This is a genomic window from Variovorax sp. RO1, assembly GCF_002849325.1.
In the GTDB taxonomy this organism is placed as follows: domain Bacteria; phylum Pseudomonadota; class Gammaproteobacteria; order Burkholderiales; family Burkholderiaceae_C; genus Variovorax.
In genome coordinates, this window is record NZ_PKMT01000004.1 from 418,634 (window position 1) to 435,759 (window position 17,126).

General features: G+C 68.5%; 17 protein-coding genes. 9 read left to right on the forward strand and 8 right to left on the reverse strand.

Features of this window, described 5'->3' with window-relative positions; genetic code table 11:
- Nucleotides 1-20 precede the first annotated feature (20 nt).
- The 6 genes from CY658_RS22355 to CY658_RS22380 all read right to left on the reverse strand — a co-directional run bounded on the left by CY658_RS22355 (nt 21) and on the right by CY658_RS22380 (nt 5,674).
- On the reverse strand, nt 21-1,751 hold the full coding sequence (locus CY658_RS22355) for a SulP family inorganic anion transporter (RefSeq protein ID WP_101492411.1): 1,731 nt from the start codon (nt 1,749-1,751) through the stop codon (nt 21-23).
- Nucleotides 1,752-1,812: 61 nt separating this feature from the next.
- Nucleotides 1,813-2,280: a DUF2501 domain-containing protein gene (locus tag CY658_RS22360; RefSeq protein WP_101492266.1), complete on the reverse strand. Its 468-nt coding sequence runs from the start codon at nt 2,278-2,280 to the stop codon at nt 1,813-1,815.
- A gap of 117 nt (nt 2,281-2,397) precedes the next feature.
- Nucleotides 2,398-3,615 (reverse strand): beta-ketoacyl-[acyl-carrier-protein] synthase family protein, encoded by a 1,218-nt coding sequence (locus CY658_RS22365; RefSeq protein ID WP_101492267.1) that lies wholly within the window; start codon nt 3,613-3,615, stop codon nt 2,398-2,400.
- Nucleotides 3,612-3,854 (reverse strand): acyl carrier protein, encoded by a 243-nt coding sequence (locus tag CY658_RS22370; RefSeq protein ID WP_099796257.1) that lies wholly within the window; start codon nt 3,852-3,854, stop codon nt 3,612-3,614. Before CY658_RS22370 ends, CY658_RS22365 begins: the two co-directional genes overlap by 4 nt.
- A 165-nt stretch (nt 3,855-4,019) precedes the next feature.
- Nucleotides 4,020-4,706, reverse strand: coding sequence for a phosphatase PAP2 family protein (locus CY658_RS22375; protein WP_101492268.1), 687 nt, complete (start codon nt 4,704-4,706; stop codon nt 4,020-4,022).
- A 65-nt stretch (nt 4,707-4,771) separates the two neighbouring features.
- A complete protein-coding gene (locus CY658_RS22380) occupies nt 4,772-5,674 on the reverse strand; it encodes an AraC family transcriptional regulator (RefSeq protein ID WP_257884962.1) in 903 nt (300 codons plus the stop codon).
- Between the two features lie 89 nt (nt 5,675-5,763).
- Here CY658_RS22380 and CY658_RS22385 point away from each other — a divergent pair, with 89 nt between their 5' ends.
- The 4 genes from CY658_RS22385 (at nt 5,764) to CY658_RS22400 (ending at nt 10,394) form a co-directional block, all read left to right on the forward strand.
- Entirely contained in the window at nt 5,764-7,014 is a 1,251-nt protein-coding gene (locus tag CY658_RS22385; RefSeq protein ID WP_101492269.1) for an MFS transporter, read from the forward strand.
- A gap of 40 nt (nt 7,015-7,054) precedes the next feature.
- Complete coding sequence (locus CY658_RS22390) at nt 7,055-7,807, forward strand: sulfite exporter TauE/SafE family protein (RefSeq protein ID WP_101492270.1); 753 nt, start codon at nt 7,055-7,057, stop codon at nt 7,805-7,807.
- A gap of 101 nt (nt 7,808-7,908) precedes the next feature.
- Entirely contained in the window at nt 7,909-8,949 is a 1,041-nt protein-coding gene (locus CY658_RS22395; protein ID WP_101492271.1) for a MerR family transcriptional regulator, read from the forward strand.
- Between the two features lie 26 nt (nt 8,950-8,975).
- Nucleotides 8,976-10,394 carry a carotenoid oxygenase family protein gene (locus tag CY658_RS22400; RefSeq protein WP_219589608.1) on the forward strand — a complete coding sequence of 473 codons (1,419 nt, stop codon included), beginning with the start codon at nt 8,976-8,978 and terminating at the stop codon, nt 10,392-10,394.
- An 11-nt stretch (nt 10,395-10,405) separates the two neighbouring features.
- Here CY658_RS22400 and CY658_RS22405 read toward each other — a convergent pair whose 3' ends face one another.
- Nucleotides 10,406-11,323, reverse strand: coding sequence for an AEC family transporter (locus tag CY658_RS22405; RefSeq protein ID WP_101492273.1), 918 nt, complete (start codon nt 11,321-11,323; stop codon nt 10,406-10,408).
- A gap of 113 nt (nt 11,324-11,436) precedes the next feature.
- Between CY658_RS22405 and CY658_RS22410 the strand changes: the two genes are divergently transcribed.
- Both CY658_RS22410 and xerD read left to right on the forward strand, forming a co-directional pair.
- A complete protein-coding gene (locus tag CY658_RS22410; RefSeq protein ID WP_101492274.1) occupies nt 11,437-12,411 on the forward strand; it encodes a tripartite tricarboxylate transporter substrate binding protein BugE in 975 nt (324 codons plus the stop codon).
- 67 nt (nt 12,412-12,478) lie between these two features.
- Nucleotides 12,479-13,393 (forward strand): site-specific tyrosine recombinase XerD, encoded by a 915-nt coding sequence (gene xerD / locus CY658_RS22415; RefSeq protein ID WP_101492275.1) that lies wholly within the window; start codon nt 12,479-12,481, stop codon nt 13,391-13,393.
- Between the two features lie 16 nt (nt 13,394-13,409).
- Here the strand turns inward: xerD and CY658_RS22420 are convergent, their stop codons facing one another.
- Nucleotides 13,410-14,294: a LysR substrate-binding domain-containing protein gene (locus CY658_RS22420; RefSeq protein ID WP_101492276.1), complete on the reverse strand. Its 885-nt coding sequence runs from the start codon at nt 14,292-14,294 to the stop codon at nt 13,410-13,412.
- A gap of 250 nt (nt 14,295-14,544) precedes the next feature.
- Here CY658_RS22420 and phnD point away from each other — a divergent pair, with 250 nt between their 5' ends.
- Genes phnD through phnE form a run of 3 tightly spaced genes read left to right on the forward strand, consistent with a single transcriptional unit; the run spans nt 14,545 to nt 17,074 of the window.
- Nucleotides 14,545-15,408, forward strand: coding sequence for a phosphonate ABC transporter substrate-binding protein (phnD, locus tag CY658_RS22425; protein WP_101492413.1), 864 nt, complete (start codon nt 14,545-14,547; stop codon nt 15,406-15,408).
- Nucleotides 15,405-16,256, forward strand: coding sequence for a phosphonate ABC transporter ATP-binding protein (gene phnC, locus CY658_RS22430; protein WP_101492277.1), 852 nt, complete (start codon nt 15,405-15,407; stop codon nt 16,254-16,256). The genes phnD and phnC overlap by 4 nt, the downstream gene beginning before the upstream one ends.
- The gene (phnE, locus tag CY658_RS22435) at nt 16,253-17,074 is read left to right on the forward strand and encodes a phosphonate ABC transporter, permease protein PhnE (protein WP_101492278.1); all 822 of its coding nucleotides are present in this window, start codon (nt 16,253-16,255) and stop codon (nt 17,072-17,074) included. The genes phnC and phnE overlap by 4 nt, the downstream gene beginning before the upstream one ends.
- The last annotated feature ends 52 nt before the right edge of the window (nt 17,075-17,126 follow it).

Here is a 17,126-nt window from a genome sequence, read left to right on the forward strand (position 1 = left end):
CCGGGAAGAGAGGCGCGCGGTCAGGCCGCGGCTTCGGCCTCTTCAGGCATCTCGATGCGCGGCATCAGCGCGGCCAGCGCCTCGGCGTCGGTGCGGTAGCTGAAGAGCATCGGCCCCGGCGCGAGCAGGCCGGCGCGTTCCAGCACCTGCATCGCGGGCAGCTTCATGCCGCTCAGGTGCAGGCGCACGCCCTTGGATTCCATCATCCGGCGGATCGAGCCGAACACTTCGGCGCCGGTGATGTCGATGCGGTTGATCGGCTGCGCAAACAGGCACACGTCGGTCAGGTCGGGGCGCTCGGCCAGCGCGACCGTGAGCGCGCGCTCCAGCGTGGAGGCGGAGGCGAAGTCGAGTTCGGCGTCCATGCGCACGGCATAGAGCTGCGGCGCGAGCGGCGGCAGCTTCCAGAGGTGGCGGTCGCGCAGGCTGCCGTCGGGGTGCAGGCCCACTTCGATGATGCGCGGGTGCAGGTGGCGGTACATGTAGTGCGCCAGGCTGGCGAGCAGGCCGCCCAGCACGCCCCAGTAGATGCTCGGCGCGGTGGCGATGGTGAGCACGAAGGTGCCGAAGGCGATGCCTGCCTCCAGCTTCGAGATGCGCCACAGCGCAGTGAAGCTCGACGGCTTCACCAGTCCGAGGATGGCCGTGACCACCACCGCCGCCAGCACCGCCTGCGGCACGTGGTACAGCAGCGGCATGAGCCACAGCAGCGCACCGGCCACCACGGCCACGCTGAACAGCGTCGCCCAGCCGGTCTGCGCGCCTGCGTAGAGCGTGATGGCCGAGCGCGAGAACGACGAGCTGGTGGGGAACGCGCCCGAGAAGCCTGAGGCCAGCTTGGCCAGGCCCTGGCCGATGAGGTCCTGGTTTTCGTTCCACAGCGTGCCGGCCCGGCCGTTGTCGACCTTGGCGCTCGAGGCGGTTTCAAGAAAGCTCACCAGCGTGATCATCAGCGCGGGCAGCACCAGCGCGCTGAAGGTGTGCGCCGGCAGTAGGCCGGGCCAGTAGAACGAGGGCAGGCCCGAGGGCAGGGCGCCCACCACGGCGCCGCCGCGCAGCGCGTAGTTGATGGTCCAGCTGATGGCCGCGGCGCCGGCCACCAGCGCCATCGTGGTCGGGAAGCGCGGCACCCAGCGCTTGCCCAGCCACAGCACGGCGATGCTGCCCAGGCCGAAGGCGATGGCCGTGAGGTCGGGCAGCGGCCCGCCTTGCAGCACCTGCGGAATGGTGCGGCCCGTGAAGCCCAGCAGCGCGGGCAGCTGCGAGATCGCAATCAGCACCGCCGCGCCCTGCGTGAAGCCGATCAGCACCGGCGAATTGACCAGCCGCAGCAGCCAGCCGAAGCGCCCCGCGCCGAGCACGATCTGGATCGCGCCCGACATCAGCGTGAGCCACACCGCCATCGCCACCCATTCGTCGCTGCCCGCCACCGCCAGCGGCGCGAGCGACGCGCCGACCAGCAGGCTGGTGAGCGCGGTCGGCCCCACCGACAGCCGCTGCGACGAGCTGAACATCACGGCGATGAGCGCCGGGAACAGCGCCGCGTACACGCCAGTGACCAGCGGCATGCCCGCCAGCGCTGCGTAGGCCACACCCTGCGGCAGCACCATCAGCGCGACGGTGATGCCGGCCATGGCCTCGTTGCGCAGCAGCGCGGCGGACGGACGAGGCCAGGCGAGGCAGGGAACCCAGCGCGCGAGGCGCTGGCGAAGAGAGGGTGCGGGGGAGGAGGAAGGGGAAGCCGGATTCATGAAGCGGGGCGCGCGCACGGCGGGCACGCCGCGCGCGGAGAGCGGGAGAGAGAGAAAGAGCCTAGATCAGGGAGGTCGCGTTTTTGAGGACGTAGTCGCAGGCCTTTTCCTTGACCTTCGACGACAGCCCCTTGAGGTTGAGCGACTTGCCGTCGCCGCCCTTGAGCAGGCCCTTGGCGCCGCTCGCAAAGTCGTTTTCCTGTTTCTTCTGGCCCGTGATCTTGGCCAGCAGCTTGTCCTTGACGGACGCTGCATCGCCGCCGAGGTAGTTGTTCTTGACGCAGTACTCGAGCACGCCGGCCGCGCTGCCGATGGTGCTGGAGCCGACGGCTGGCATCTTGAAGCCACCGAGGCTGAGGCCGCTGAGTGCCGAGCCGCCTCCGCTGCTGTTGCCGGTGCTGCTACTGCTGCCTTGCGAGTTGACTGCCGCGCCGGCCTGTTCTTTCAGCTGGTCGAGCAGGTTGTTGGCCTGCACCGAGGCGCCTGCGGCGAGCAGGGCGAGGGCGACGAATGTGGAGCGAACGTGCATGGTGGCCTCCTGGGACGGACATGGGGGGAGAAGCGCCCACCAGCATACCGGAGCGCCCGGAATGTCTCTATCGCGCGGGGCACAGCGGCACGGGGTGCGCACGGCCCGAAAAAACACTCAGCCCTTGCGGAACAGCAGCACCGAGTTCGTGCCGCCGAAGGCGAAGGAGTTGCTGATGGCGGCGTCGAGCGTGGGCGCGGCGCTGTCGCCGAGGGCGACGAGGTTCATCTGGCAGTCGGGGTCGATGGCGCTGCAGTTCGCGTTGGGCGGCAGCTCGCGCCGGTGCAGCGCCAGCACCGTGATGAGCGCCTCGATGGCCCCGGCCGCGCCCAGCATGTGGCCGTGCAGCGCCTTGGTCGAGCTGACGCGCAGGGCGTCGAAGTCGCCGCCCCAGACCTCGGCCAGCGCGTTGCGTTCGACCACGTCGCCGATGCGCGTGGCCGTGCCGTGCGCATTGCAGTAGCCCACGTCGCGCGGCTGCAGGCCGGCCTGGCGCAGCGCGGCGCGCAGGGCGCGGGCCTGGCCGGGCGCGTCGGGCTTGGTGAGGTGTGTGGCGTCGCTGCTCAGGCCCCAGCCGGCCAACGTGGCGTAGCGGCGGGCGCCGCGCGCGCGGGCGCGCTCGGCCGATTCAAGAATCAGGAAAGCCGAACCTTCGCCCAGCGCAAAGCCACTGCGATCCGTGGCAAAGGGGCGCACCGCGCCGGCCGCTTCGCCGGGCTGGAACCCAGCCAGCGTCTGCATGGCCTGCCAGGCCAGCACCACGCCCGGGACGATCAGCGCTTCGCTGCCGCCCGCGATGGCGATGTCGACCTCGCCGCGCTGCACCGCCTTGGCGGCCTCGGCGATGGCCACCGACGACGAGGCGCAGGCGACCGAATAGGTGAGCACCGGGCCCAGCACGCCGTTGCGCATCGCCACGTGGGCCGCCGGCGCATTGGGCATGAAGGCAGGAATGGTGAGCGGCGAGACGCGCCCGTTGCCGCGGTAGGCGGCCTCGAGCGCGGCGGCGCCGCCCATGCCGCAACCGGCGTAGACGCCCACGCGCTCGGCATCGACGCCGTCATCGCTCATCGCCAGGCCGGCGTCGCGCAAGGCGAGGTCGGCGGCGGCCACGGCGAGCTGGCTCACGCGGTCGACCCCCGCGAGCTGCAGCTTGGTGAACCAGCGCGTCTCGTCGAAGGCGACCGTGGCGGCGGCGGCGGGTTTGGGGAGTTCGGGGAAAACCGGCGCGAGGGCCGAGCGGCCCTGCAGCAGGGCGTTGAACAGCGCGTCGGGCTCGGCGCCGTGGGGCGCCATGACGCCCAGTCCGGTGACGGCGACTTCGTGTGTGCTCACGCTGGTTTGGCGGCCCGGACCTTGTCGACCAGCTGCGCGAGCTCGGCCAGGGTGTCGATGGTCGCGTCTTCGTCGGGCATGGTGATGCCGAAATGGTCTTCGATGGCGAACAGGAATTCGGCCAGTGCCAGCGAATCGAGTCCGCCGGTTTCACGCATCGAGGCGTGGGGGTCGAGCTTGGACGGTTCGATGCCGTACTTCTCGTGGATCAGGTCCTGCAATTCCTTCAGCGAACTCATCTGCGATGCCTGTCGTCTTGTGCCGCCGTTGATCGATGGGCTGCCGGGTCCTTGCGGATGGCGGGCCACGGGTCGATCCCTTCCTCGTTCGGCCTGTGTTGAATGATCAATGGTGATTGATGATATCCGCTTCGACCTTAGGGAAATCCTCTGGTCGACCTCGGATCAGCGTTTGCCGGGACGCCAGCGCAGCGAGGGCAGCGCGAAGGCCAGCCCGAGTAGCGCACCGGCCACCGCGTCGAGCACCACGTGCTGCTTGACCGCCAGCGTGGAGTAGGCAATGGCGGCAAACCAGGCCCAGTTGATCGCATGCAACAGCCACGGCGTGCGCGCCGCGCGCAGCACGTCGGCCATTCGCACGGCGGTGAAGATGGCGACCGCCACGTGCATCGACGGGCAGGCGTTGCCCGCCGCGTCCACGCCCTGCAGCATCGCGAAGCCGGGATAGCCCGAGACGTCGATGCTCAGCGGCGGGATCTGCGTCGGCCAGACATAGAAGATGCCCAGGCCGCTCAGGCACAGCGCGACGATCCACAGCCCATAGACCACCAGCTCGCGGAACGTGAGCTGCAGCCCCGGCGCGATGCCCACGTACACCCACAGCGACAGGTAGGCGCCGAGCGTGTAGGGCTGGAACGGAATCAGGTGGTCCAGTGCCGTCAGCGGCATCACCGTGACCGGAAAGGCCGGGTTGCGCAGCAGGTGGAAGTAGCCGATGAAGAACAGCCACGTGAAGGCCGTGGTGCCGACCGCCTTCAGCAGGAAATGGCGGCGGATGCGCAGCCAGATGTCGGCGGTCCACGTTGCAGGCCTGGCCTCGGCCGCGATGTGCAGGGGGATCGGTGAGTGCATGGTGTCGGTGTCGGTCGCCGATCTTGCCAGAGCACCATGGCGTGCCCGCTCCATGCCCTGCGGTATCAAAGGGTGGCCGGCCGCTTGCGGTGCTGGAACGATGTGGGCGAGCGCCCGGTGGCCGCCTTGAACATGGCGCAGAAGGCGCTGTCGGTGGCGTAGCCGCTGGCCGACGCCACCTGGCTCACGGCCATGCCGCGTGCCAGCAGCGGCAGCGCGTGCGCCATCACGGCCTGCTGGCGCCATTGCTGCCAGCTCATGCCGAGCTGGTCGCGAAACAGCCGCGCCACCGTGCGCTCGCTGGCGCCGATGGCGGCGGCGCGCTCGGCCAGCGTGGCGCGGTCGGCCGGGTTGCGCAGCAGCGTTTCGCACAGCTGGCGCAGGCGCTTGTCGGAGGGCAGCGGCACGTCGATGCGGATCTGCGTGGCGCGCTCGACCTCGTCGACCAGCAGCGGCGCGATCATGCGTTCGCGCTGCGGCGCATGCGGGTCGGCCGGCGGCAGGCCGTCGGGCGTGGTGTCGAGCGCAAGCATCAGGGCGCGCAGCAGCGGGCTGATCTCGAGCACCTCGCACTTCTCCCAGGTGGGCGCGATCCAGGCGTGCAGGTAGACGGTGCGCAGCTCGGCGTCTTCGATCAGCGTGATGCTGTGCTGCATGTTCGCCGGCACCCAGAGCGCGCGCGAGGGCGGCACGATGTAGCTGCCGTCTTGCGTGCTCAGGCGGATCACGCCGCGCGTCGAGAACGTGAGCTGCGGCCACGGGTGCTCGTGCAGTTCGACCAGCGTGTCGGCGCTTAAAAAGTGTTCCTTGGCGCGCAGCGGGCGCACCGCGTCGGGGGCGTACAGGTGCGGCGTGAGCGGGCCCACGCTGGTGGTCGGCGCGGTGGGCGTTCCGCGCGGCTTGGTGGGAGCGGCTGGCTCGGAAGCGGGCAGGGCGGTCGGAGCGGTGGGGGGAACGGCGCTTGGCATAGTTTCGACAAATGTTGTCGCTGTATCGCCATTCTGCCGCGTCGCCGCCGCATAGCATCGGTGCCCGCACCGGTTTTTTGTAGCAATCCATGTCTTCCACTTCCTCGACAGCCGCTCCCGCCACCACTTTGCGCACCGACGCCCAACTGATCGGGCTGGTCGGCCTGGCGCATGCGGTCAGCCACTTCAGCCAGCTGATCCTGGCGCCGCTGTTCCCGTGGCTGAAGGACGCGTTCAACGTGAGCTACACCGAGCTGGGCGCGGTGCTCACCGTGTTCTTCGTGGTCTCGTGCATCGTGCAGGCGGCCTCGGGCTTCATCGTCGACAAGCTGGGCCCGCGCCCGGTGCTGTTCGTCGGGCTGGGTGCGCTGGGGCTCGCGGCCTTCGGGTACGCCATGGCGCAGAGCTACTGGATGCTGCTGGCCTGTGCCGTGGTCGGCGGCATCGGCAACGGCGTGTTCCACCCGGTCGACTACACGCTGTTCAACCGTAAGGTCGCGCCCACGCGGCTGGGCCATGCCTACAGCGTGCACGGCATCACCGGCAGCCTGGGCTGGGCGCTGGCGCCTGCCTTCGTGGTGCCGATCGCCATCGCCTTCTCGTGGCGCGTGGCGCTGGCCTCGGCCGGCGTGGTGGCCATCGTGGTGCTGCTGATCCTGTGGATCTACCGCAGCGTGCTGGCGCTCGACGCGGCGGCCGTGCACAAGGCCACGGGGCACGGCGAGCCCACGCCGGTCGGCGGCGAGTTCGACTTCCTGCGCATCCCGGCCGTGTGGATGTGCTTCGGTTTCTTCTTTTTCTACGCCGCCGTGATCAGCGTGGTGCAGACCTTCGCGCCCGTGGCCGCGGGCCACCTGCACGCGGTGCCAGTGGCGCTGGTGGCGGTGTGCCTCACGGTCTACATGGTGGCGAGCGCGGCCGGCATGGTGGTGGGCGGCTTCCTGGCCTCCGACCCGTCGCGTTGCGAGCGCATCGTGGGCGCGGGCTTCGGCGTGGCGGCGGCGCTGGCGTTGGTGCTGGCCTTTGCGCAGTTCCCGCCCGTGATGGTGCCGGTGCTGTTCGGCGCGATGGGTTTCGTCTCGGGCATCGCCGGGCCGTCGCGCGACCTGCTGGTGAAGAAGTCGACGCCGCCCAATGCGACCGGGCGCGTCTACGGCGTGGTGTACGCGGGCCTGGACATCGGCCAGGCCGTGGCGCCGCTGGTGTTCGGCCGCCTGATGGACGCCGGCCAGTACACGAGCGTGATCGTCGGACTGGCGCTGGTGCAGGGCGTGCTGATCGCCAGCGCCTTCAATGTGCGGCGCGTGCGTCGCACGGCGCTGGTTCCCGCATCGGCGTAAACCGCCAGAGGGCGAGGCAGCGGCCCCTATCATCGGCCGCATGCAAGCCTTGTATGTCTATGTGATCGTCGGCGCTGTGCTGGCGGGGTTCGTGCAGGGCCTGTCGGGCTTCGCTTTCGGCATGGTCGCGATGTCCGTGTGGGCCTGGACGCTGGAGCCGCAACTGGCCGCCGTGCTCGCGCTGTTCGGGGCGCTCACGGGGCAGGTGATTGCGGCGCTCACGGTGCGGCGGACTTTCGACAAGCGCATCCTCTGGCCTTTCGTGCTCGGTGGCCTGGTCGGCGTGCCCTTCGGTGTGTGGCTGCTGCCGCATCTGGACATCGTGCTGTTCAAGGTGTGCCTGGGCACGCTGCTGGTGCTGTGGTGCCCGGCCATGCTGATGTCGCAGCACCTGCCGAAGATCACCTTCGGTGGCCGCGCGGCAGACGGCGTCGCGGGCGTCATCGGCGGCGTGATGGCGGGCATCGGCGGCTTCTCGGGCGTGGTGCCCACGTTGTGGTGCACGCTGCGCGGTTTCCAGCGCGACACGCAACGCGCTGTGATCCAGAACTTCAACCTCTCGATGCTGGCCGTGGCCTTCGCGGTGCATGTGGCGAGCGGGAGCATCGGACGTTCGGTGGTGCCTCTTCTGGCACTGGTCGCGGCGGCTGTCGCGGTGCCGGTGTTGTTGGGGGCTCGGCTGTATATCGGGATCAGTGAAGCGGCGTTTCGCAAGATCGTGTTGAGTCTGTTGACCTTGTCGGGTATCGCGATGCTGGCGTCGGCGGTGCCCGCGTTGCTGCAGCGCAGCTGACGCCCGCGCCGGCGTCAAACGGCGCACCTCTTTTTCACAAAACTACCTTGACCCTCTCGTAACGGCACGCTCTACGATGCCTTCAACTTGAGAGGGAAGGCATGTACCTGAGGATTGGTGAACTGGCCCGGCGCACCGGGCTGACCGTGCGCGCGCTGCGGCACTACGACGACATCGGCCTGCTGGTGCCGTCGCAGCGCTCGGACGGTGGCTACCGTCTGTACGACCGCACCGACGTCGCGCGGCTGTACCGCATCCAGGCGCTGCGCCGGCTCGACCTGTCGCTGGCCGAGATCCAGGGCCTGCTCGACCGTGCGGCCGACGGGCTGTCGGAGGTTGTGGCGCAGCAGCTGTCGCAGCTCGAACGCGAGATCGCGCAGGCCACGGCATTGCGCACGCACCTGCTGACGCTGCAAGCCCAGTTGCAGGCCCGCACCGAACCCGCCATCGACGACTGGCTCGTGGCGCTCGAGCGCACGGTCGCGGGCGCGAAGTATTTCAGCGACGACGAACTCGGCCGGCTCCAGGCGGGCCGCGACGGTTTCGCCGATGCGGTGGCACCCGAGCGCGCCGAGCTGACCGCGACGCTCCATGCCCTGGTTGCCGCGGGCGCCTCGCCGGAAAGCGCGCAGGCGCAGGCCCTCGCGCAGCGCTGGATCGCGCTGCTGCTCGAAGAAGCCGGCGGCGATGAAGCCTTGCTCATGCAGCTCTACGCCATGCACTGGAACGAGCCCGCGCTGCACTCGCTGACCGGTGTCGACCGCGCCGGCATGCAGTTCATCTCGCATGCGATGGCATACGCGCGGCTGCAGCGGTACGGCGCGCATTGCGACGCCGCCGAGATGGCCTTGCTCGCGCAACACTACGTTGCGCAGACCGACGCCTGGCCCCCGCTGATCGCCGATGTGCGACAGCAGATGCGGCAGGGCGCGACGCCTGACAGCGCGCCGGTGCGCTTGCTGGCCGCCCGCTGGCAGGCGCTGTCCCTGGCCAAGGCCGGCGGCGATGCGGCACTGAACGCGAAGCTGCAGGAGGCCTTCCGCAACGACCCCGCGCTGCGCGCCGGCTCGGGCATCGACGCGCCGCTGGCGGCCTACATCGGACGCGCCATCGCGCAGCTCGCCGAACCCCATTCCCTTTGAACGACCAGGAACTCCCAGTGACCGCCATGCCCCGGGCCCACGCCCATTTCTTCACCGGCAACTACGCCCCGCTCACCGAGGAGCACGACATCGCGGCCCTCGCCATCGACGGTGCGATCCCGCCGGAACTCTCGGGCACGCTCTACCGCGTGGGGCCGAGCCCGCAGCATGCGCCGCGCGACGACAACTACCACCGGTTTTCGGGCGACGGCATGGTGCATGCGTTTCACATCGATGGCGGGCAGGTGTCGTACCGCAACCGCTGGGCGCGCACGCCCAAGTGGCAGCTGGAGCACGAGGCCGGGCACGCGCTGTTCGGCTCCTTCGGCAATCCCGCGACCAGCGACCCGGCGGTGATCGGGCGCAACAGCGGCACGGCCAACACCAGCATGCTCTGGCACGGTGGCCGGCTGTTCGCGCTCGAGGAATCGCACCAGCCCTTCGAGCTCGACGCCTTCACGCTGGCGTCGAAAGGGCACCAGAGCTTCGGCGACCGCCTGACGACGCGCTGCACCGCGCATCCGAAGCACGACCCGCACAGCGGCGAGCTGCATTTCTTCGCCTACTCACCCGACGGCCCCGGCACGCCCGGCATGCTCTACGGCGTGATGGACAGCCAGTGCGAAGTGACCGCGCTGCAGGCCTTCGACGCGCCGTACGCCAGCATGGCGCACGACTTCATGCTGACGCGCGGGCATGTGCTCTTTCCGGTCATGCCTTTGACCACCAGCGTGGAGCGCGCGATGCGCGGCCTGCCATTGCTGGCCTGGGATGGCGACAAGCGCACGCACGTCGGCGTGATGCGACGTGGTGCCGCGGTCGACACGCTGCGCTGGTTCGAGACCGAGGCCTGCCACATGTTCCACGTCATGAACGCATGGGACGAGGGCGACACCGTCGTCGCGCTCGTGATGCAGTCGGACACCGCGCCCGGCTTGCCCGATGCGCAGGGCCGACCCGGCGATCCGCACGCGATGGCCGCGCGCCTGTGCCGCTGGACCTTCGACCTGGCCGGCAGCGGCAATGATTTCCAGCGCGAGTACCTCGACGATCTGGTCGGCGAGTTCCCGCGCATCGACGAGCGCTTCGCGGGCAGCCGCACCCGGTACGGCTTCTATGCCTGCCATGCGACCGCCCGCGCCCGGGGCGATGCCGAGAGCGTGCTTTTCGACAGCCTTGCGCACTTCGATCTGGAGACGGGCGAGCGCCAGCTCCATACGCTGCCGCCGGGCGATGTCGTGTCGGAGCCGGTGTTCGTGCCGCGCGCACCGCACGCCGACGAAGGCGACGGCTGGCTCCTGGCCGTGGTCTGGCGCGCGCAAACGCGACGCAGCGACCTGATCGTGCTCGACGCCCGCGACCTGCGCGCCGCGCCGGTCTCGACAGCCCGGCTGCCGCACCGCGTGCCGTTCGGCTTCCACGGCAACTGGCGGCCGAACGCGTAGCCGCCGGTGGGTCAGCGTGGCAGCGCCAGCGCGAACGGCAGGCTTGCCACGCCCAGGATGGTCGACAGCGTGACCAACCCCGCGACATACGGCCCGTTGTAGCCCATGCGCGCCGCCAGCACATAGGCACTCGAGGCGGTCGGCACCGCAGAAAAAGCCATCAGCACCGAAGCCTGTGTCGCATCCAGCTTCAAAGCCAGCGACAACCCCCAGGCAACCAGCGGCAAGAGGAAATGCCGTATCGCCAGCACTGACACCGCCAGCGTCTTGCCTCGCCCCAGCGTCGCGAACTGCATGCCCGCACCCGCAGCAAGCAGCCCCAACGCCAGCGAGGCTGCACCGATCCGCGTGAGCGTCGGCGTCAGCCAGGTCGGCACCGTGAGGCCCAGCACGTTGGCGATCAGGCCCGCCAGCGTGGCCACGATCAGCGGGTTGCGCACCAGCTGGCGCACGAAGCCGGTCTGCGCGTGGCGCGTCATCGGCCACACGGCGGCGATGTTGAACATCGGCACGCACACGCCGATCAGCACGGCAATCAGCAGCAGGCCCTCGGGCCCGGCCAGCCGCTCGGCCAGCGCCAGGCAGATGAAGGAGTTGAAGCGGAACGCGATCTGCGCGCTGGCGGCGTGGTCGTGCCGGTCGATGTGCGAGCGCAGGCCTGGCACGAAGGGCAGGGCGTAGGCCATCGCGATGCCGGCCAGCCCGACACCCACGCCCGCGGTCAGCAGGCTCGAGGTGGCACCAAAGTCGAGCGGGCTGCGCACGATCGAATGGAACAGCAGGACGGGAAATAGAAAGTAATACACCAGGCTCTCGACCTGGTCCCACACGCGGCGGTCGAGCGCGGTGTAGCGGCACAGGAGCCAGCCGATGGCGATGAGGGAGAAGTCGGGGAAGAGCAGCTGCGCGTAGTTCACCGCTTCGAGCATAAACCGCCACAACTGTGGGTATTCCACAGCATGAAGGAAAGCCCCGACCCGCTAGCATCCGGGCTTCGCTTTTTTCCGGCCCCGGCCGGTCCCGTCTAGTCAAGGAGTTATCGATGCAACGTCGTCAATGGAGCGCGCTTGCGGGCGCCGCCGCGCTGGTCGCAGTGGCAGGTCAGAGTTTCGCGCAGGGCTATCCCACCAAGCCGGTCGAACTGAGCGTGCCGTTCGCACCCGGCGGCACGACGGACATCGTGGCGCGCGTGATCGCCGACCCGCTGGGCAAGGTGCTGGGCCAGCCCGTGGTGGTGATCAACCGCGCCGGTGGCGGCGGCATCGTGGGCGCGGCCGAAACCGCGCGCGCGCCGGCCGACGGCTACAAGCTGGGCGTGGCCACGGTGTCGAGCACGGCGGCCAACCCGGCCATCAACCCGAAGACGCCGTACGACCCGATCACCGACTTCACGCCGATCATCAACATCGCGGCCACGCCGAACGTGATCGCCGTGAACCCGAGCTTCCCGGCCAAGAACTACGCCGAGTTCGTGGCCGAGCTGAAGAAGAACCCGGGCAAGTATTCGTACGCCTCGTCGGGCACGGGCGGCATCGGCCACCTGCTGATGGAGTTGTACAAGAGCCTGACCACCACCTTCGTCACGCACATCCCGTACCGCGGCGCGGGCCCGGCGCTGAACGACGTGGTGGCCGGCCAGGTGCCGATCATTTTCGACAACCTGCCTTCGGCGATGCCCTTCATCCAGAGCGGCCGCCTGGTGCCGATCGTGGTGTCGGCGCCGACGCGCGTGGCCGGCCTGCCGAACGTGCCGACCTTCAAGGAAGTCGGCCTGGAGCCGGTGAACCGCATGGCTTACTACGGCATCCTCGGCCCCAAGGGCCTGCCGAAGGAAGTGGTCGACAAGATCAACGCGGGCGTGAAGAAGGCGGTGGAAGATCCGGCCGTGAAGAAGCGCATCGAAGACACCGGCTCGCTGATCGTGGCCAACACGCCCGACCAGTTCGCCGCGCAGATCAAGGCCGAGTTCGACGTGTACAAGCAGGTCGTGAAGAAGCAGAACCTCAAGCTCGACTGAGCCCCTTCGCTTCCCCTGAAAGCCGCCCGCGTTCCGGGCGGCTTTTTCTTTTGTTATCTTGCACCGCATGACCGAGGCCGCCGCCGCTCCCCCCACCGCCGACATCGACACCTTCATCGACGCCCTCTGGCTCGAGGACGGGCTGTCGAAGAACACGCTGGCCGCGTACCGCCGCGACCTCGCGCTGTTCGCGCAGTGGCTGCGCGAACAGCGGGGCGGCATGGAGCTCGATGCCGCCCGCGAGACCGACCTGCAGGCCTACATGGGCGTGCGCCTGTCCACCAAGGGCAAGGCGACCTCGGCGAACCGCCGCCTCACGGTGTTCAAGCGCTACTACCGCTGGGCGCTGCGCGAGCGCCGCATCACGGCCGACCCGAGCATCCGGCTCATGCCCGCACGCCAGATGCCGCGCGCCATCAAGACGCTGTCCGAGAAGCAGGTCGACGACCTGTTGGCCGCGCCCGATGTCGAGAGCCCGCTCGGCCTGCGCGACCGCGCCATGCTGGAGCTGATGTACGCAAGCGGCCTGCGCGTGAGCGAGCTGGTGGCACTGAAGGCCATCGACATGAGCCTCAACGACGGTGTGTTGCGCGTGCTCGGCAAGGGCAACAAGGAACGCCTCGTGCCCTTCGGCGGCGAGGCCCGGCGCTGGATCGAGCGCTACCTGGAGGAATCGCGCCCCGTGATCCTCGACGGCCAGCAGACGCCCGACCTGTTCGTGACCGCACGCGGCGCGGGCATGACGCGCGTGATGTTCTGGGTCATCGTGAAGAAGCAGGCCGCTGCAGCCGGCATCCACGTGCCGCTGTCGCCGCACACGCTGCGCCATGCGTTCGCCACGCACCTGCTGAACCACGGCGTCGACCTGCGCGCGGTGCAGCTGCTGCTGGGCCATGCCGACATCTCGACCACCACCATCTACACGCACGTGGCGCGCGAGCGCCTGAAGCAGCTGCACGCGCAGCACCATCCGCGCGGCTGACGCAGCGGTCGTTCGTTCAGCTCTTGCGCTTGCGCGCCTCGATGGCCGGCACCAGCGTGTCGTAGAAGGCGCTGACCATGCGCATCTCGCGCCGCTCGGCCAGGCACAGCACGTGGGCGTAGGTAAAGATCTCGGTGTCGCTGAAGCCGACCATGTGCAGGTTGGGCCCCGGCACAAACTCCACGCCCGACACGGCCGCGATGCCCAGGCCTTGGGCCACGGCTTCGCGGATCACTTCGCGGCTGCTGATCTCCATCACCACGTCGACCTCGACCTTGGCTTTCGTGAGCGCCAGTTCGAGCGCCTTGCGCGTGGTCGATCCTTGCTCGCGCAGGATGAGCCGCTCGCCCTGCAGTTCCGCGAGCCGGATGTTGCGCCGCTTCGCGAAGCGGTGCGTGGAGGGCACGAACATCACGACAGGGTGCTGGCTGAAGGGCACCGACAGAAAGCGGTCGTCGCGCACCAGCTGCGCGAGCACACCCACGTCGGCGCTGTAGTCGAGCAGGCGGTCGAGCACGTCCTGTGAATTGCCGGTGCTCACCGTGACCTTCACGTCGGGGTAGCGCAGGCTGAAGTCGACCAGCATCTTGGTCACGTGGTACGGGCCCACGGCCGCCACGCGCAGGTGGCCGGTGCGCAGCGTGCCGGCGTCGCCGAGCAGCGCCACCGCATCGCCTTCGAGGCTGAAGATCTGCTGCGCGAGCTGCATGAGCTGTTCGCCGATTTCGGTGAGCTGCACGCGCCGGCCGCGCCGGTGGAACAGCTCGACCTGGTAGGCCTCTTCGAGAAAGCGCACCTGCGTGGTGATGGTGGGCTGGCTCACATGCAGGTGTTCGGCAGCCCGCGTGAAGCTGCCTTCGCGGGCCACGGCATAGAAGGAACGCAACTGGGTGAGGCGCATCGCGGGAGCCTTTCTGATCTATAGGTTCAGTATATAGATCATCGAAAAAATTTGAATTTGATAGATATGAGTACCAGTGATGTACTCGCGCTCAAGACGGACCAGGCCTCGACAGAAACACGCCGGACGTCCCGAATCCTCGCGCTGTCATGACCATGACACGCACGACTGGAAGACTCGAGACGGGTACTTTTGCCCTTCGAAACGACCTGAGGATTCCATGCAACGCAGACCACTGGAGACAACCATGATGAAGCGTAGAAAGTTGCTGCTCGGCACTGCCGCCGTGACAGCGTCCGCCTTCGTGCCGATGGCACGGGCACAGCAGGTTCTCACTGTCGGGCTGATTCCTTCCGAGGACTCGCGCGCCATGATTGCCAACAGCCAGGCCATGATGGACATGCTGTCCAAGGCCCTCGGCTTCGCGGTCAAGCCCTTCGTGGCGGCCGACTACAACGGGGTGATCGAGGCGCTGCGTTCCAAGCGGCTCGACGTGGCCTACCTCGGACCGTTCTCTTATGTGCTGGGCACCACGGTGGCCGACATCGAGGCCTTTGCAGTGGCCGAGACCAAGAAGGCCGGGCGCTCCTACTATCACAGCCAGATCGTGACCCACAAGGACACCGGCATCAAGACGGTGGCCGACCTCAAGGGCAGGACCTTCGCCTTCGTCGACCCCAGCTCCACCTCGGGCCACCTGTTCCCGAAGGCCGGCCTGATCAAGGTGGGCTTCAACCCCGACAAGGATTTCGGCCGCGTGATCTTTTCGGGCTCGCACGACTCGAGCGCGATCGCGGTGCAGAACAAGAAGGTGGACGCCGCGGCCATTGCCGACCGCATCCTCGACGCTGCAGTGTCCAAGGGCCTGGTCAAGCGCGAAGACCTGGTCGAGGTCTGGAAGTCGGAGCCGATTCCCGAGTCGCCCACCGTGTGGCGCAAGGACCTGCCCGCCGACCTGAAGGCGCGCGTGCAGGCCGCCTTCCTGCAGGTCAAAGACATCCCCTGGTCCGACCAGGGCCTGCTCAACGGTTTCCACCCGACCAACGACGCGGCCTACAACATCATCCGCGACACGGCCAAGGTGCTGAACCTCGACCTGAGGAAGATGAAATGATCGAAATCCGCGGGCTGTGCAAGCGCTACGGCGACTTCACCGCGCTTCACCGTGTCGACCTCACGGTGGCCAAGGGTGAGTTCGTCGTCATCCTCGGCGCGTCGGGTGCGGGCAAGTCGACCTTGCTGCGTTGCATCAACCACCTGGCCGAGCCGAGCGAAGGCGAGATCCACGTGGACGGAGAGCGCTCACGCGGCGACCGTGCCGGGCTGCGCAAGGTGCGCCGCGACGTCGCGATGATCTTCCAGCACTACAACGTGGTGCCGCGTCTGTCGGTGCTCAAGAACGTGCTGACAGGGCGGCTGGGTTCCATGCCTGCGCTGCTGTCGTGGTTCCAGGTGTTCCCCGCGAAGGACATCGCCATCGCCCGCGAATGCCTGCGCCGCGTCGAGCTCGACCACAAGGCCGACCTTCGCACCGACACGCTCTCGGGCGGACAGAAGCAGCGCGTGGGCATTGCCCGCGCACTGGCGCAGAAGCCCAAGGTGATCCTGGCCGACGAACCCGTGGCCAGCCTCGACCCGAAGACCTCGCGCAAGGTGCTCAACTACCTGAAGCAGGCCAGCCGGCAGGACGGCATCACGGTGATCTGCAACCTGCACCAGGTCGACTACGCGCGCGAGTTCGCGCAGCGCGTGATCGGCGTGGCGGCCGGGCGCATCGTGTTCGAAGGCCGGCCCGACGAGCTGACCGACGAGGTGCTGCACCTCATCTATCCGGGTGGCGTGGACGAGGGCGCTGAAGTCGCCCCTGCAGGCGCAGAGCCTGCAACGCCGGCCGTGCCCGCCGCGGCCCTTCATGCGGCGCCGGCGCGCACCGCCCCGCAACTCGCCATGGAGCAATCATGATCGCCATCGGACGCTTCAACGTGCTGATCGCCAAGAGCGGCGGCAACCCCGGCTGGTGGAAATACGCCGTGGCCGTGCTTGCCGGCATCGGCGTGCTCTGGTGGGCGGCCATCGGCAGCCAGGTGAGCTTCGGCGAACTGGCCAAGGGCATGCCGTGGATCGCCGACTTCCTCGGGCGCATGCTGCCGCCCAACTGGGAGTTCATGCAGAAGCTCGTGGGCCCCGCCATCGAGACCGTGCAGATCGCGCTGTGGGGCACGCTGCTCGCGGTGATTCTGGCGGTGCCGCTGTGCTTCTTCGCGGCGCGCAACATCTCGCCGAACGTCGCCGTGTTCCATGCGATGCGGCAGGTGCTGAACATCACGCGCGGCATCAACGAGATCATCCTCGCGCTGATCTTCGTGGCGGCCGTTGGCCTCGGTCCGTTCCCCGGCGTGCTGGCACTGGCACTGCATGGCGCGGGCATGCTCGGCAAGTTCTTCGCCGAGTCGATCGAGGAGATCGACCAGGGTCCGCTCGAGGCGCTGCGCGCCACCGGCGCCGGACCGATCCAGACCATCATCTTCGGCGTCATTCCGCAGGTGATCACCGCATGGATCGGCGTGATCGTCTACCGCTTCGAGACCAATCTGCGCCAGGCCACCGTGCTGGGCATGGTGGGCGCGGGCGGCATCGGCTTCGAGCTGGTGGGCAGCATGAAGCTGTTCCAGTACCAGGACACGGCCACCTGCATCCTGGTGATCGTCGTGATGGTCATGACGGCCGACTACCTCTCGACCCGGCTGCGTGGCTGGATCCAGCAGGGCGCGCACCGATGAGTCGCTCTTTCTCAGCCTCGTTCCAAGCGCCTGTCCCCGCGGCTTTGGCCGC